The following is a 13,930-nucleotide window of genomic DNA, read 5'->3' on the forward strand; positions in this document are numbered from 1 at the left end:
CGGGCACGCGATTCTCCGATTCTGTGCGCGCCCAGCTCCGCTCGAGGAGCGAAGGTCCGGTGGAGAAAACTGGGGGAGTTTTCAGCAGGAAAACCGCGAGGGTTTTGCTGGGCGAGATGGTTGCAGGTAAACCCTCGCATTGTACTCGACATGCGACCCTTTTTTGACACTCGGTCAGGAGCAAGAACGGTTATCGTTTCTAGAGCCCTGGCTTGCCGATCCGGCTTCACCCCCGATGAACGCATCGGCGGGACAATGCCCGTCTGATCCCAACCATAAGAAGGAAAAGCCATGAAGGGCGACCCGAAAGTCATCGAGCATCTGAACGCGCAGCTGAAGAACGAGCTGACCGCGATCAACCAGTACTTCCTGCATTACCGGATGCTCAAGCACTGGGGCTTCGACAAGCTGGCCAAGAAGGAATACGAGGAGTCGATCGGCGAGATGAAACACGCCGACATCCTCATGAGCCGCATCTTCACGCTCGACGGTCTGCCCAACCTCCAGGACCTGGGCAAGCTGCTGGTCGGCGAGGACACCGTCGAGATCCTGAACTGCGACCTGAAGTCCGAGCGCGGCGCGCAGGCCACCATCAAGGACGGCATCGCCTACTGCGAAAGCGTGCGCGACTACGTCTCCCGTGACCTGCTCCAGGGCATCCTCGACGACACCGAGGAACACATCGACTTCCTCGAGACCCAGATCGACCTCGTCGACAAGGTCGGCCTGCAGAACTACCTGCAATCCCAGATGGGCGACGCCGAGTAAACGGTCCCCGCACCACCCCGGATCGGGGGCGCACCCAAAAAAGACACACTTTTGGGGCGCCCCTTTTTCATGGGGGCTTGAAGTGGGAATCATTCCTATTTATGATCACGTCCAGTGGCCAGCTGAACAGGCCCGGAGCTGAGACGATGATTGTTTGTGTCTGCCGACGCGTTTCCGACCGTGACATCGAGCGCCACGCCAAGGGTGGTTGCGCGAGCTTCGACGAACTCCAGATGGACACCGGCGTGGCGACCTGCTGCGGCAACTGCGCAGACTGCGCCCGCGAAACGTTCGAATCCGCCCGCGCCGGCGCCGTTCCGGTGCACTTCCTCCCCATCCGCGTCGCCCTCGCCGCCTGATGCCCTCCTGATCCCCCCTCGGGACGGCCGGCCAACTCGCCGGCCTGGCACGGAACCTGTAACCTCTTGTCGGGTCTGACCCAACGTTGGTTTCCACGACTGGAGGTTCCATGAACGACAACCTGCAAACCGCCTACGGCGCGTATGCCACTTCCGGCACCGCCGTGGCCGAACGCAACCGCGTGTTGCGCAACACCTACTGGCTGCTGGCCCTCTCGATGGTGCCCACGGTGCTGGGCGCCTGGGTCGGCGTCGCCACCGGCTTCAACTTCTTCGCCGCGAACCCGTTCATCGGTTTCATCGCCTTCATGGCGATCGCCTTCGGCTTCTTCTACGCGATCGAGAAGTTCAAGAACTCGGGCGTGGGCGTGGCCCTGCTGCTCGGCTTCACGTTCTTCATGGGGCTGATGCTGTCGCGCCTGATCGGCGCGGTGCTGGGCTTCAGCAACGGCAGCCAGCTCATCATGATGGCCTTCGGTGGCACCGCCCTGGTGTTCATCGGCATGGCCTCGCTCGCCTCCACGCTCAAGCGCGACATCTCCGGGCTGGGCAAGTGGCTGATGGTGGGCGTGATCGGCCTGATCGTCGCGAGCGTCGCGAACATCTGGCTGCAGCTGCCCGCGCTGATGCTCACGGTCTCGGTGCTGGCCATCGTGATCTTCTCGGCCTTCATGCTGTACGACCTCAAGCGCGTGATCGACGGCGGTGAAACGAACTACATCACCGCCACGCTCGCGATCTACCTCGACGTCTACAACGTGTTCGTCAACCTGCTGAGCATCCTCGGCATCTTCGGCGGCGACTCCGACTGAGTCGGCGACGCCGGATGAAACAACGGGGCCCGCGGGCCCCGTTGTCGTTGGTCACACCGCGTCGTCGCGCTCGAACACCGCGATGCTCTCGACGTGGGCCGTGTGCGGGAACATGTTCACCGCCCCCGCCGCGGCGGCCCGGTAGCCGCCCTGGTGCACGAGCAGGCCCGCGTCGCGCGCCAGCGTGGCCGGGTTGCAGCTCACGTAGACGATCCGGCGAGGCAGCACGAAGCCCGGTGCCAGCGACGGATCCTGGTGCAGGTCGGCCACGGCCTTGGCGAGGGCGAATGCGCCTTCGCGGGGCGGGTCCACCAGCCACTTGTCCGCGGCGCCGTACGTCACGAGGTCGGACGGCGCGATCTCGAACAGGTTGCGCGCCTCGAACGACGTCTTGGCCGCCAGCCCGTTGGCCGACGCGTTTTCGCGCGAGCGGGCCACCAGCGCCTCGCTGCCCTCGATGCCCAGCACCTCGCGCGCCTGCGTCGCGATGGGCAACGTGAAGTTGCCGAGGCCGCAGAACCAATCGATGACCCGCTCGCCGCGCTGCGCGTCGAGCAGCCGCAGCGCGCGACCCACCAGCACGCGGTTGATCTGATGGTTCACCTGCGTGAAGTCGGTGGGCTTGAACGGCATCGACAGCCCGAACTCGGGCAGTGTGTAGTTCAGCGGCGCCCCGCCCTCGTCGAGGCGGTGCACGGTGTCCGGCCCCTTGGGCTGCAGCCACCACTGGACGCCGCGCTCGGCGGCGAAGGCCCGCAGCTTCTCGACGTCGCCGGCACTGAGCGGCTCCAGGTGCCGCAGCACCAGCGCCGTGGTCTCGGCGCCCACCGCCACCTCGATCTGCGGGCAGCGGTCGCGCCCGTCCATCGACATCACGAGGTCGGCCAGCGGTTTGAGCATGTCGCTCAGGTGCTTCGGCAGCACCTCGCAGCTGTCCATGTCGGCGACGAACGTGGACTTGCGCTCGTGGAAACCCACCAGCACCTTGCCCTTCTTCGCGACGTGGCGCACCGACAGGCGCGCACGGAAACGGTAGCCCCACGCCGGGCCCTCGATGGGGCGCATCAGCCGCTCGGCCTTGACCTTGCCGAGGTGCCACAGCGCGTCTTCGAGCGCGCGCTGCTTGGTCGCCACCTGAGCGCCCACGTGGAAGTGCTGCAGCTTGCAGCCCCCGCAGGTGCCGAAGTGCTTGCACTGCGGCGTCACCCGCTGCGAGCTCTCGCTGCGCAGCGCCGCGATCGACGCCTGCTCCCAGTTGTTCTTGCGGCGGCCCACGGTGACCTGCACCTCCTCGCCGGGCAGGGCCCCGTCGATGAACACCACCTTGCCTTCTTCGTTGTGGGCCACGCCCTGGCCTTCGAGGTCGAGGGACTCGACCTTGAGCCATTCACTTGCTTGAGTCATCCCGCGATTATCCCGCGACGGCGGGAGGGTGTCCGAGCAGCCGACTCGGAATCAGAAGAGCGAGTCGCGATCCACCCCGCTGCGCGCCATGCGCCGGCGCAGCTTCACGAGCGCCTCCTGCTGGATCTGGCGGATGCGCTCGCGGGTCAGGCCCAGCCGTTCGGCCAGCACCTCCAGCGTCTCGGGCTCGCGGTCGCGCAGCCCGTAGCGGCCCGACAGCACCTCGCGCTCGCGGTCGTTCAGTTCCTCGAGGCCGTGCTGCAGCAGCACGTCGACCTCGTGGCTCAGGGTGTGGCTCATGGGATCGAGCGCGGCCTCGTCGGCCACGCCATCGAGCATGGAATCGGTGCTCTCGCGGTCGACGGGCGCATCGAGCGACGTGGGCAGCTCGGAGAAGCGCAGCAGCTCGCTCACCTCCTCCACCGGCCGCCCCACCCGCGCGGCGATGTCCTCCACCCGCACGTGGTTCTCGGCCCCGTCGACGGGCTGCCGCGACTCGAGGGCTCGGCGCGCCTTCAGCACCTGGTTGAGCTCGCGCACCACATGCACGGGCAGCCGCACGAGGCGGGCCTGGTGCATGATGGCCCGCTCGACGCTCTGGCGGATCCACCACGACGCGTACGTCGAGAAGCGGAAACCGCGCTCGGGCTCGAACTTGCCGATCGCGTGCATCAGCCCCAGGTTGCCCTCCTCGATGAGGTCGGTGAGCGGCAGGCCGCGGCCCAGGTAGTTCTTCGCGATGCTGACGACGAGGCGCAGGTTGCGCTCGATCATCTCCTGCCGCGCGGCGAAGTCGCCATCGCGGGCGCGCACCGCCGCCGCGTACTCCTCCTCGGGCGTGAAGAGCGGCGCGCGGCGGATCTCCCGCAGGTAGGTCTGCAAGGTGTTGCCCACCTCGCCCTCGCCGGCCGGCAGGCCGGCGGCGGGCACCACGATGGCGGCGTCGTCGAGATCGGGCGTGTCCGCGGGCACCTCGGCGGACGAGGTCCCGGACAGCGGCAACCCGGCCGGCTCGGCCGCGTTGCCGTTCAAACCTTCGCCGTGCTTCTTTGCCATGGTGTTGCCTGTGACAGGAAACGAGGCGAGCGCGGCGAGGTGCGCGTCAGCGCGACGGGAGCAGCTTCTCCGGGTCGACCGGCTTGCCTTGTTTGCGGATCTCGAAGTGCAGTTTCACGCGGTCCGAATCGGTGGCGCCCATCTCGGCGATCTTCTGGCCGCGCTTGACAGTCTGCTCCTCCTTCACGAGCAGAGCCTGATTGTGCGCGTATGCGGTCAGGTAGGTGTTGTTGTGCTTGAGGATGACGAGGTTGCCGTACCCGCGCAAACCCGAACCCGCGTAGACGACACGCCCGTCGGCGGCCGCGAGCACCGGATCACCGGCCTTGCCGGCGATGCCGAGGCCCTTGCTGCGGACTTCATCGAAGCGCGACACCACCTGGCCCGACGCGGGCCACAACCAATTGACGTCGTCGTCGCCGCCGTTCGAGGCGGCCGGTGCCGGTGCCGGGGTCGGCGCAGTGGCCACCGGCGGCGTGGCCGGAGCGGACGCCGCGCTGGCCGCCTTCGCGGGTTCCTTCGGCGCGTCGAGCGGACGGGCCTCGACCTTGCCGGACGTGACCGGCCGCGTCGCGGTGGCCGACGGATCGACGCCCGGCGCCACCACCCGCAGCACCTGGCCCACTTCGAGCACGTTCGGATTCTCGAGGTTGTTCCACTTGACCAGGTCCTTCCAGTTCTGCCCCGTCTCGAGGCCCACGCGGATCAGCGTGTCACCAGGGCGGACCGTGAAGTAGCCGGGTTTGCCCGCATTCTCGGCGCCCGGCGGCAGCTTGACCGGCTCGGCGGGTGCGGAGGCGGCGGCCGACGGGGCCGAGGCGGCGTTCGTCTTGCCGACCGTGCGCTCTTCCACCGGCGCGCGGCTCGTGCGCGGCGCCGCGCAGGCGGCCATCAGCGCCACCAAGGCCATGGCGCCGGCGATGCGGCACCACGATGCCGTGCGTCCCGACGAAACGTTGCGGGCGTTCTGCGCCCTGTCGAATGAGGAAACCATCGATACCAATGCCATCAATCCAATCCTGATTTTAATGGGACGAAATGCACCGCCTCGTGAACCGAGCGCGTGAATCCTTCGTCCGTCCTGTCCACCACCACGAGCACCTGGCGGGCCCCCGATGCGTCGTGCACCGGTGCCACGAGGCGCCCGCCCACGGCGAGCTGCGCGAGCCATGCGTCCGGGAGCGCCTCGCCGCCGGCCGCAGAGATGATGCTGTCGTAGGGGGCGTTGGGAGGATGCCCCCGCATCCCGTCACCATACACCAGCCGGATGTTCATCTGCCGCAAGGGCGCGAGGTTCTCGCGGGCCTTGTCGTGCAGCGGGCGCAGCCGCTCGATGCTCATCACCTGCCGCGACAGCCGTGCGAGCACCGCGGCCTGGTAGCCGCAGCCCGTGCCGATCTCGAGCGCCTGGCCGAGCGAGCGCTTCGTCCGCGCGTTCGCGCCGGCCATCAGCAACTCGATCATGCGAGCCACCACCGACGGCTTCGAGATCGTCTGGCCGAGGCCGATCGGCAGGCTCGTGTCCTCGTAGGCCTGGTTCACGAGCGCGGTGTCGACGAACACGTGGCGCGGCACCTGCGACATCGCGTCCTTGACGAGCTCGTCGCGCAGGCCGGCCGCCACGAGGCGGTCGACCATGCGCTTGCGGATGCCCGCGGAGTCCAGCCCGAGGCCGGACGGCGCGACACGGCGCGCCGAATCGAGCGCGGCCTGCTGCAGCGGCTGCTGGGGCCGCAGCACGGGCCGCGGCTCCACGCGCGGGATGGCCCCGGCCACCGGCGTGGCCACCGGCTTCGGCGACGCGACGGGCACCGACGTGGGACGCCGCACGGGCCGGTCGAGGCCCTCGAGCTGCAGTGGGAACTTGGGGCGTTGCGGGGGCTGGCTCATCGGCCGGCCCCGCGGCTCGCCCACTGGCGCCAGGCCGGTACGGCCTCGTGGTCGGTGAGGTCCACCTGCAGCGGCGTGATCGACACGCGGCCGTTCGCGGTCGCGTGGAAGTCGGTGCCCTCCCCCGCCAGGCGCGCATCTCCCGGCGGGCCGATCCAGTAGATCGGGTCGCCCTGAGGGTTCGTCTGCCGGATGACGGGCTCGCTCGCATGGCGGCGGCCGAGGCGCGTGACCTCGCGCGGCAGCTGGTCGGCGTCGGCCCGGTTCGGGATGTTCACGTTGAGCAGCCACGGGCCCGGCGCGGGCGGCGAGGCCAGCACCTGCTCGATGATCGACCGCGCGGTGCGCGCGGCGGCGTCGAGGTGGGCCCACCCCTTGGTCACCTGGGAGAACGCGATGGCCGGCACACCGAAGAGGTAGCCTTCCATGGCCGCGGCCACGGTGCCGGAGTACAGCGTGTCGTCGCCCATGTTGGCGCCCTGGTTGATGCCCGACACCACCAGGTCGGGCCGCTGGGGCAGCCAGCCGGTCAGGGCCACGTGCACGCAGTCGGAGGGCGTGCCGTTGATGTAGCGGAAGCCGTTCGGGGCGGTGTAGGCCGACAGCGGCCGGTGCAGGGTCAGCGAGTTCGAGGTGCCGCTCGCGTTCTGCTCCGGGGCCACCACATCGAGTTCGCCGAGCCCTTCGCAGGCCTGGACCAGGGCGGCGAGCCCGGGGGCGAGGTAACCATCGTCGTTGGCGATCAGGATGCGCATCCGGCGATTGTAAGGACTCGTCACCTGCGGGACGCCGGCGCGCGATGGCCGTGCTTATGATCGCCGACGCCTTCGAAACACCTCATGGAGACACACATGCAAGTCTGGTTGTGCGAAAACCCGATCGGCCCGGAAGCCCTGGTCTGGACCACCCTGCCCACGCCCGAGCCCAAGGAGGGCGAAGTGCGCGTCGCCATCAAGGCGGCGAGCCTGAACTTCCCCGACCTGCTCATCGTTCAGAACAAGTACCAGATGAAGCCGCCCCTGCCCTTCGTGCCCGGCTCGGAGTACTCGGGCATCGTCGAGGCCGTCGGCGAGGGCGTCACCGGCTTCAAGGTCGGCGACCGCGTCGTCACGTTCGGCGGCGGCGGCGGCTTCGGCACGCACGTGATCACGAAGGCCGCGCAGCTGATGCCGCTGCCCGAAGGTTTCGCGTTCGACGACGCTGCGGCCTTCCTGTGCACGTACGGCACCACCCACCACGCGCTGATCGACCGCGGCCAGCTCAAGGCCGGTGAAACCGTGCTCGTGCTCGGCGCCGCCGGCGGCGTGGGCACGGCCGCCATCCAGATCGCCAAGGCCGCGGGCGCCAAGGTGATCGCCGCCGCGTCCAGCGACGAGAAGTGTGCGCTCTGCAAGGAGCTGGGCGCCGACGCCACCATCAACTACACCACCGGCAACCTGCGCGACGAGATCAAGGCCCTCACCGGCGGCAAGGGCCCCGACGTGGTCTACGACCCCGTGGGAGGCGACCTCGCCGAGCCGGTCTTCCGTTCGATCGGCTGGCGCGGCCGCTACCTCGTGATCGGCTTCGCGCAAGGCGGCATTCCCGCGCTGCCGCTGAACCTCGCGCTGCTCAAGGGCGCGTCCATCGTCGGCGTGTTCTGGGGCGAATTCGCGCGCCGCGAACCGAAGAACAGCGCCGCGGGCCTGGCCGAGCTGGCCGCGTGGTACGCCCAGGGCAAGATCAAGCCCGTGATCGACCAGCGTCTGCCCATGAGCGCCCTGAAGGACGCGTTCGCCCGCATGAGCACCCGCAAGGTCCACGGCAAACTGGTGCTGACCAACGACTGAACGGTCGTCCACTAGCAGAAAACGAGGCCTCCGAACGCCAACCCGGCGCCCCCCTGTCAACTTTGACAGGGGGGCGTTTCCCTGTCGTTTTAGGGGCCCCGCATGCGATACGATGCAAGCCCTTACGGAACAGCATCCTGGCATGGCCATCAAGGTTCTGATCGTTGAAGACAACCCCGTCGCGCGCAGCTTCCTGTGCCGCGTCGTGCGCGAGAGTTTCAGCGACGCCATCATCATCACCGAAGCCGGCGACCTCGAAACCGCGCGTCGCCAGGTCGGTGCGATCGATCCCGACCATGTCGAGCCCACGGCGGACACGTTCAAGCTGATCCTGGTCGACCTGGAACTGCCGGACGGCAACGGCATGGAGCTGCTCACCGAACTGGTGCGCTACCCGGCCACGAAGATCGTCACCACGCTGTACTCCGACGACGACCACCTCTTCCCGGCCCTGCAGTGCGGCGCCGACGGCTACCTGCTGAAGGAAGTCCGCTTCGAGGTGCTGGTCGAGGAACTGCAGAAAATCGTGCGCGGCCAGCCGCCGCTGTCACCCGCCATCGCACGCCGGCTGCTCAGCCACTTCCGCCAGGGTCCCGGCGGCATGGGCGCGCTCGCCGGCCTCGGCGAACCCGCGCTGGTGAGCGGCGCCGGCTTCCAGAGCAGCCGCCCGCTGCCGCTCGGCCGCGGTGCACCGCTCGACCACGAACGCCTCACCCCCCGCGAGAGCGAGGTGCTCACGTACCTGAGCAAGGGCTTCACGATCAAGGAGATCGCGAACCTGATGGGCATCAAGTGGTTCACGGTCAACGACCACATCAAGTCGATCTACAAGAAGCTGAACGTCTCGAGCCGCGCCGAAGCCGCGGTGCTGGCCAGCAAGCACGGGCTGGTCTGAACGACCGCCCGGCCGGACGGTGGACTCCTCTCCGCGCCCGCACGGCGCCCCGGCGGACACGCACTCCACCCGGCGCCGCCGCAACTCCTCCCCCGATTCGCTGCTCGACTCGCGCCTGATCGAGCAGACGCTCGGGCGCGTCGAGCACCTCGCCCGCTGGATGGGCTGGCGCCTGCGCCTGCTCGTGGTCGCCGCGCTGCTGGGCTGCCTCGGCGTGCTGCTGTTCTCGAGGTGGATGGCCAACACGCCCGAACTGGCCGCCGAATGGCGCACGAACGCCGTGGGCCAGCTGATCCTCGCATCCACCACCGACCCGGCGCTGCGCCCGCACGTCGGCCGCGTGCTCGTGAGTCTCGGCCGCCCCGGGCGCCCGCCCCTGACCGCCGACTCGCTCGCCATCGCGCCGTCGGCGCGCTGGATCATCGACGACATCGACCGGGCCCGCCAGCAGCACGTGCACGGCCAGATCGACATCCTGCTGAACCAGCCCTCGGTGCGGCTGACCTTCGCGGGCGGCACCGTGGTCGACGTCGAGCCCCATCCGCGGGGCCTCGCGAGCCTCGGCGCGCTGTACTGGCTGCTGATGGCGCTCGCGCTGGTCGTCTACATGGTCGGCATGGTCGTGGTGCTCGCGAGCCCCTCGATGCGCACGCTGCTCTACGCCGCGATGTGTTCGAGCCAGGCCGGCAACCTCGTCTTCATCGCCGCCGAATCCACCATCGTGCTGGGCCTGCCCGGCCACCTTTCCCAGCTCGAACTGCCGCTGCGCGTGGCGTTCGACCTGGTGACGTGCGCGGCCATCGTCCACGCGGCGGCGCTGCACCCGCGCAAGGTGCCCGGTTTCCGCCCGATCGCCGTCTGCGCCTGGGCGGCCATGGGCCTGCTCGGCGTGGCCGCCATCTCCGGTCACCTGCCCGAGGGCTGGTGGTGGCTGCAGGGTGCGGTCGCGGTGATGGGCATCGTCACGGTCGCGCTGCTCGTGTGGTCGTACCGGTTGCTGCGCCATCCGTTCGCCATCGTGATGCGCCGGTTCGGCCTGATGGCGGTCAGCACCTGGATCCTGCTCACCTGCGCGGTGGCACTCGCATCGGCCGACCGCGTGCCGTCCGTGCAGCTGCAGGTGGCCGAGATCGGGCCCGTGATCTGGTACGTGTTCCTCGCGTCGCTGCTGCTCCTGATGCCGTTCCTGTCGAAGTCGCAGCAGGTGATGCGCGAGTTCTCGCTGCTGGCGGCCATCAGCACGGTGGCCACGTCACTCGACCTGCTCTTCGTCGCGGTGTTCTCGTTCGGCCAGTTCGCTTCCGTGACCCTGGCGCTCTTCCTGTCGCTGGGCCTGTACGCGGGCACGCGGCAGTGGATCCTGAACCGCGTGCTCAGCCGCAACATGCTCACCACGGAGCGCATGTTCGAGAAGCTCTACCGCATCGCCCGCGAGGTGGAGGCCCACCCGGACCGCACGTCGACGCTGCTCGTGCAACTGCTGCAGGAGCTCTTCGAGCCGCTGGAGGCCGTGGTGGTCGAGAAGCGCAGCCCCACGGTGCGTGTGGTCAGCGACGGCTCCACGCTGATGCTGCCGGTGCCCGCGCTGACCGACAAGCAGGCGAGCGCCCCCACGTCCATCGTGCTGCGCTTCGCCAACCGCGGCCAGCGGCTCTTCACGTCCGACGACGCCCGCCTCACCGACCGCATCGTCGAGCAGCTGTGCCGCGCCGTGGCCTTCGACCGCGCCGTCGAGCAGGGCCGCAGCGAGGAGCGCCTGCGCATCGCCCAGGACCTGCACGACGACATCGGCGCGCGCCTGCTGACGCTCATGTACAAGGCCCAGTCGCCCGAGATGGAAGACTACGTGCGGCACACGCTCCAGGACCTGAAGACCCTGACGCGTGGCCTCGCCGCACCGAACCACCCGCTGTCGCATGCCGAAGGCGAGTGGAAGGCCGACCTGACCCAGCGCCTGACCGCCGCGCAGATCCAGCTGGGCTGGAACCTCACCTTCGACCGCGACGTCTCGCTCACGGTCGTGCAGTGGTCGGGCCTCACCCGCGTGCTGCGCGAACTCGTGAGCAACGCCATCGCCCACGCGGGTGCCACCGTGCTCGACATCGAGTTCCACCTGGCCGACGACCGGCTCGATCTCTCCGTCACCGACAACGGCCACGGCCGCAACCCGCGCGCCTGGGCGCACGGCCTCGGCCTCGGCGGGGTCCGCAAGCGGGTCAAGCAGCTGGGGGGCGAGGTGGAGTGGCGTGAGGTGATGCCGCGGGGCATCTGCTGCCAGGTGGTCATTCCACGGTTGTCGGAGCGGCCCTGACCGCCGCCCGCGTGCGGCGCGGCACCACGCGGGTCACGAACTCGGCGAGGAACTCACGCTGCTTGCCTTCGGGGAACGCCACCGTCACGGAACCATTCCCCGTGGTCACGACGGTGCCGGTGCCGTAGCGGCGCACCTTCACGGCGGCCCCCACATCGAACGTCACGGGCGTCAAGACCACCGCTTCGGCTTCGGGCCCGGCCTCGACAAGCACGCTGCACACCCCCGCCAGGCGCACGCAGTTGTCGCACGTCCCGCAGGTGTCGAACGGCGCCGCCTCCCCGAAGTGTTCCAGCAACGTCCGCCACCGGCAGCGGCCGGTCAGCGCGTACGCCACCATGCGCTCGAGCGTGTCCTGCGCCTGCTCTCGCTTGCGCACGTAGCGGACCTGCAACTCCGCCAGCTCGTCCGCCACCAGGTCCGGCCGCGCCAGCCGCAACCGCCCTGCCCGGTCGACGGCGAGCACGCGGGCCTGCTTGAGCAGGCTCAGCACGGCCGTCACCTTGGTGCGAGGCCGGCGCACCGCGTCCGCGAGCGATTCGGCGGTCCACCCCTCGGGCGCCTCGTGGTGCAGCGCCTGGTAGATGGCCTCCAGGTCGGCCGCGGCGGGGTACCGTCCGGCCAGGAAGAACTGCTGCACCGACTTGTCCCCACGCAGGAACAGCAGCGTACAGTCGGCGGGTTCGCCATCGCGTCCGGCGCGGCCCGACTCCTGGTAGTAGGCATCGAGGCTGCCGGGCATCTGGTAGTGCACGACGAAGCGGGTGTCCGGCTTGTCGATGCCGAGGCCGAAGGCGTTGGTGGCCACCACCACCCGCAGCGTGCCGGCCATGTAGGCGTCCTGCACGTCGTGGCGTTCGGCCGCGGCCATCCGCCCGTGATAGCAGCGCGCGGAGATGCCCGCCACTTCCAGCGCGCGCGCCACGTCCTCGGCCGCCTTGACCGTGGCGGTGTAGACCAGGCCCGAGCCCTCCGACGCGGCCACCAGCGCCAGCAGGCGATCGAGCTTGCCGGCGTCGTCGCCCAGGTGCTCGACGCGGTACAGCAGGTTCGGACGCCACGAGCCGCTCGACAGCACACCGTCCGCCGGAATGCCGAGCTGGCCGCACACGTCCGCGATCGTGTCGGGCGACGCCGTGGCCGTCAGTGCCAGCACCGTCGGGCGCCCGAGCGAGGCGCGGGCCAGGCCGATGTCGAGGAACGCCGGGCGGAAGTCGTGCCCCCATTGGGCGATGCAGTGCGCCTCGTCCACCACCAGCATCTCCACGGGCCGCGACGCGAGCAGCCGGCGGAAGTCCGGATCGGCGATGCGCTCGGGTGTCACGAAGACGAAGGCCGCGGCACCGTCGGCCACCGCGGCGAGGGCCGCATCGCGTTCCTCGGCCGGCAGCGCCGCGTGCACGCTCACGGCGGCGAGGCCCAGCGCCGACAGCTTGTCGCACTGGTCCTTCATCAGCGAGATGAGCGGCGACACCACCACCGTGCGGCCGCCGAGCGCCACGGCCGGCAGCTGGTAGCAGAGGGACTTGCCGGCACCCGTCGGCATCACGGCGAGCGTGTCGCGGCCGGACAGCACCCGGTCGATGACGGCTCGCTGGCCTTCACGCAGCGACGGCAGCCCGAAGGTGGTGCGGAGGAGCCGCTGCAGCCGGGACGCCAGCGCGCCCTCCCCGATCGATGCGCGAACCACGCGGTTCAGCGCGAGGCCGGTTCGTCGGCGTCTTCCTCGGCCTCGTCGAGCGCGATGTCGCCGAGTTCGTCGATGTCGAGGGTGTCGGTGTCGAGCGCGTCGGCGACGTTGCCCTCGACACGGTCGGGCAGGATGTCCGCCCCGTCGTCGATGTCGTCACCGACCGCGGCGCCACGTTCACCGGTGCCCGAGGCATCGGTGTCGCTGGCCAGGTCCGCGGGGATGGCGCCGGCGTCACCGGTCTCTCCGGCGATGTGGGCGCGTTCGCCCTGCACGTCGCTGCCGCTGTCGGAGCTGTCGCTCGGGCCGAGGGCGTCGGCGTCCTTGCCGCGCGCGTGGGCGGGCGCACGCTGCCCGCCGAGAATGCTGCTTTGTGCCATGGAAGGCGCTCCTAGTTGCCGGGCTGCGCGGGTCGTCGCACGGGATCTTCGTGCGGCAGCATCGTCAGCATGCCGGGCATGGTTTCGGAAGTTTCCGAGAGGCGCCCCTGGGCGAGGTCGGCCATCACGGAATCGAGCCAGGCCGACTCGGTGTCGGTGGCGTAGACACGTTCCTCGCCGGTGGACCGCCGGCGCACGATCAGCAGGCCGCCGGCCAGCTTGAACAGCCCCGCCAGCGGCGAGCTGCGGTCCACCTCGATCTCGAAGTCCTTCGGGTCCTGCCCCTGCGCGCCGAGGGCGCGCCGGAGGGCCACGAGCTTGTCCTGGAACGTGGAGCGACGGGGTTCGAGCGGCATGGAAGTCTCCCTGGCGGCCTGGCGATGTGCCATGGTCGCAAAGGCTGCCAGCCGGACCTGTAGGACATCAGGCGATCCGAAAGTCGGGCGGCTTCGTGAGGTGCCCGGAGCGGCCGCTTCGGCCATCGCGTGCACAAGCGCACGGTGATTCGCACACAGCTGAATCATCCCGTCACCGCC

Annotated in this window: 14 protein-coding genes; 6 read left to right on the forward strand and 8 right to left on the reverse strand. The window is 69.5% G+C overall.

Going from position 1 to position 13,930, the window contains the following annotated elements; genetic code table 11:
* Positions 1-291: 291 nt before the first annotated feature.
* The 3 genes from bfr to A4W93_RS16370 all read left to right on the forward strand — a co-directional run bounded on the left by bfr (position 292) and on the right by A4W93_RS16370 (position 1,939).
* Positions 292-768 carry a bacterioferritin gene (gene bfr / locus A4W93_RS16360; protein WP_085751623.1) on the forward strand — a complete coding sequence of 159 codons (477 nt, stop codon included), beginning with the start codon at positions 292-294 and terminating at the stop codon, positions 766-768.
* Between the two features lie 146 nt (positions 769-914).
* Positions 915-1,127, forward strand: a complete 213-nt coding sequence (locus A4W93_RS16365; protein ID WP_085754196.1) for a (2Fe-2S)-binding protein — start codon at positions 915-917, stop codon at positions 1,125-1,127.
* Positions 1,128-1,237: 110 nt separating this feature from the next.
* Positions 1,238-1,939 carry a Bax inhibitor-1/YccA family protein gene (locus A4W93_RS16370; protein WP_085751624.1) on the forward strand — a complete coding sequence of 234 codons (702 nt, stop codon included), beginning with the start codon at positions 1,238-1,240 and terminating at the stop codon, positions 1,937-1,939.
* Positions 1,940-1,990: 51 nt separating this feature from the next.
* On the opposite strand, the gene rlmD is transcribed toward A4W93_RS16370, so the two are convergent.
* From rlmD to surE, 5 genes are all read right to left on the reverse strand, one after another.
* Complete coding sequence (gene rlmD, locus A4W93_RS16375) at positions 1,991-3,343, reverse strand: 23S rRNA (uracil(1939)-C(5))-methyltransferase RlmD (protein ID WP_085751625.1); 1,353 nt, start codon at positions 3,341-3,343, stop codon at positions 1,991-1,993.
* Positions 3,344-3,394: 51 nt separating this feature from the next.
* Positions 3,395-4,399 (reverse strand): RNA polymerase sigma factor RpoS, encoded by a 1,005-nt coding sequence (gene rpoS / locus A4W93_RS16380; RefSeq protein WP_085751626.1) that lies wholly within the window; start codon positions 4,397-4,399, stop codon positions 3,395-3,397.
* A 46-nt stretch (positions 4,400-4,445) separates the two neighbouring features.
* The gene (locus tag A4W93_RS16385) at positions 4,446-5,309 is read right to left on the reverse strand and encodes a peptidoglycan DD-metalloendopeptidase family protein (protein WP_099960068.1); all 864 of its coding nucleotides are present in this window, start codon (positions 5,307-5,309) and stop codon (positions 4,446-4,448) included.
* A gap of 98 nt (positions 5,310-5,407) precedes the next feature.
* Positions 5,408-6,289: a protein-L-isoaspartate(D-aspartate) O-methyltransferase gene (locus tag A4W93_RS16390; RefSeq protein WP_085754197.1), complete on the reverse strand. Its 882-nt coding sequence runs from the start codon at positions 6,287-6,289 to the stop codon at positions 5,408-5,410.
* Positions 6,286-7,044 carry a 5'/3'-nucleotidase SurE gene (gene surE, locus A4W93_RS16395; protein WP_085751628.1) on the reverse strand — a complete coding sequence of 253 codons (759 nt, stop codon included), beginning with the start codon at positions 7,042-7,044 and terminating at the stop codon, positions 6,286-6,288. The genes A4W93_RS16390 and surE overlap by 4 nt, the downstream gene beginning before the upstream one ends.
* A gap of 96 nt (positions 7,045-7,140) precedes the next feature.
* Here surE and A4W93_RS16400 point away from each other — a divergent pair, with 96 nt between their 5' ends.
* The 3 genes from A4W93_RS16400 (at position 7,141) to A4W93_RS16410 (ending at position 11,324) form a co-directional block, all read left to right on the forward strand.
* The gene (locus tag A4W93_RS16400) at positions 7,141-8,118 is read left to right on the forward strand and encodes an NADPH:quinone oxidoreductase family protein (protein ID WP_085751629.1); all 978 of its coding nucleotides are present in this window, start codon (positions 7,141-7,143) and stop codon (positions 8,116-8,118) included.
* A 142-nt stretch (positions 8,119-8,260) separates the two neighbouring features.
* Complete coding sequence (locus tag A4W93_RS16405; RefSeq protein ID WP_085751630.1) at positions 8,261-9,013, forward strand: LuxR C-terminal-related transcriptional regulator; 753 nt, start codon at positions 8,261-8,263, stop codon at positions 9,011-9,013.
* A 19-nt stretch (positions 9,014-9,032) separates the two neighbouring features.
* Positions 9,033-11,324 (forward strand): ATP-binding protein, encoded by a 2,292-nt coding sequence (locus A4W93_RS16410; protein ID WP_085751631.1) that lies wholly within the window; start codon positions 9,033-9,035, stop codon positions 11,322-11,324.
* On the opposite strand, the gene A4W93_RS16415 is transcribed toward A4W93_RS16410, so the two are convergent.
* Genes A4W93_RS16415 through A4W93_RS16425 form a run of 3 tightly spaced genes read right to left on the reverse strand, consistent with a single transcriptional unit; the run spans position 11,296 to position 13,750 of the window.
* Complete coding sequence (locus tag A4W93_RS16415; protein ID WP_085751632.1) at positions 11,296-13,014, reverse strand: RecQ family ATP-dependent DNA helicase; 1,719 nt, start codon at positions 13,012-13,014, stop codon at positions 11,296-11,298. The two genes, A4W93_RS16410 and A4W93_RS16415, sit on opposite strands and share 29 nt — an antisense overlap.
* 5 nt (positions 13,015-13,019) lie before the next feature.
* Entirely contained in the window at positions 13,020-13,394 is a 375-nt protein-coding gene (locus A4W93_RS16420) for a hypothetical protein (protein ID WP_085751633.1), read from the reverse strand.
* Between the two features lie 11 nt (positions 13,395-13,405).
* Positions 13,406-13,750 carry a hypothetical protein gene (locus A4W93_RS16425; RefSeq protein ID WP_085751634.1) on the reverse strand — a complete coding sequence of 115 codons (345 nt, stop codon included), beginning with the start codon at positions 13,748-13,750 and terminating at the stop codon, positions 13,406-13,408.
* Positions 13,751-13,930: the final 180 nt, after the last annotated feature.

Source organism: Piscinibacter gummiphilus, assembly GCF_002116905.1.
GTDB classification, from domain to species: Bacteria; Pseudomonadota; Gammaproteobacteria; order Burkholderiales; family Burkholderiaceae_C; genus Rhizobacter; species Rhizobacter gummiphilus.

Excerpts from the sequence above, each read along its gene's own strand:
- bfr (WP_085751623.1), top strand. The coding sequence starts at position 292 with ATGAAGGGCGACCCGAAAGTCATCGAGCATCTGAACGCGCAGCTGAAG.
- A4W93_RS16365 (WP_085754196.1), top strand. The coding sequence starts at position 915 with ATGATTGTTTGTGTCTGCCGACGCGTTTCCGACCGTGACATCGAGCGC.
- A4W93_RS16370 (WP_085751624.1), top strand. The coding sequence starts at position 1,238 with ATGAACGACAACCTGCAAACCGCCTACGGCGCGTATGCCACTTCCGGC.
- rlmD (WP_085751625.1), bottom strand. The coding sequence starts at position 3,343 with ATGACTCAAGCAAGTGAATGGCTCAAGGTCGAGTCCCTCGACCTCGAA.
- rpoS (WP_085751626.1), bottom strand. The coding sequence starts at position 4,399 with ATGGCAAAGAAGCACGGCGAAGGTTTGAACGGCAACGCGGCCGAGCCG.
- A4W93_RS16385 (WP_099960068.1), bottom strand. The coding sequence starts at position 5,309 with ATGGCCTTGGTGGCGCTGATGGCCGCCTGCGCGGCGCCGCGCACGAGC.
- A4W93_RS16390 (WP_085754197.1), bottom strand. The coding sequence starts at position 6,289 with ATGAGCCAGCCCCCGCAACGCCCCAAGTTCCCACTGCAGCTCGAGGGC.
- surE (WP_085751628.1), bottom strand. The coding sequence starts at position 7,044 with ATGCGCATCCTGATCGCCAACGACGATGGTTACCTCGCCCCCGGGCTC.
- A4W93_RS16400 (WP_085751629.1), top strand. The coding sequence starts at position 7,141 with ATGCAAGTCTGGTTGTGCGAAAACCCGATCGGCCCGGAAGCCCTGGTC.
- A4W93_RS16405 (WP_085751630.1), top strand. The coding sequence starts at position 8,261 with ATGGCCATCAAGGTTCTGATCGTTGAAGACAACCCCGTCGCGCGCAGC.
- A4W93_RS16420 (WP_085751633.1), bottom strand. The coding sequence starts at position 13,394 with ATGGCACAAAGCAGCATTCTCGGCGGGCAGCGTGCGCCCGCCCACGCG.
- A4W93_RS16425 (WP_085751634.1), bottom strand. The coding sequence starts at position 13,750 with ATGCCGCTCGAACCCCGTCGCTCCACGTTCCAGGACAAGCTCGTGGCC.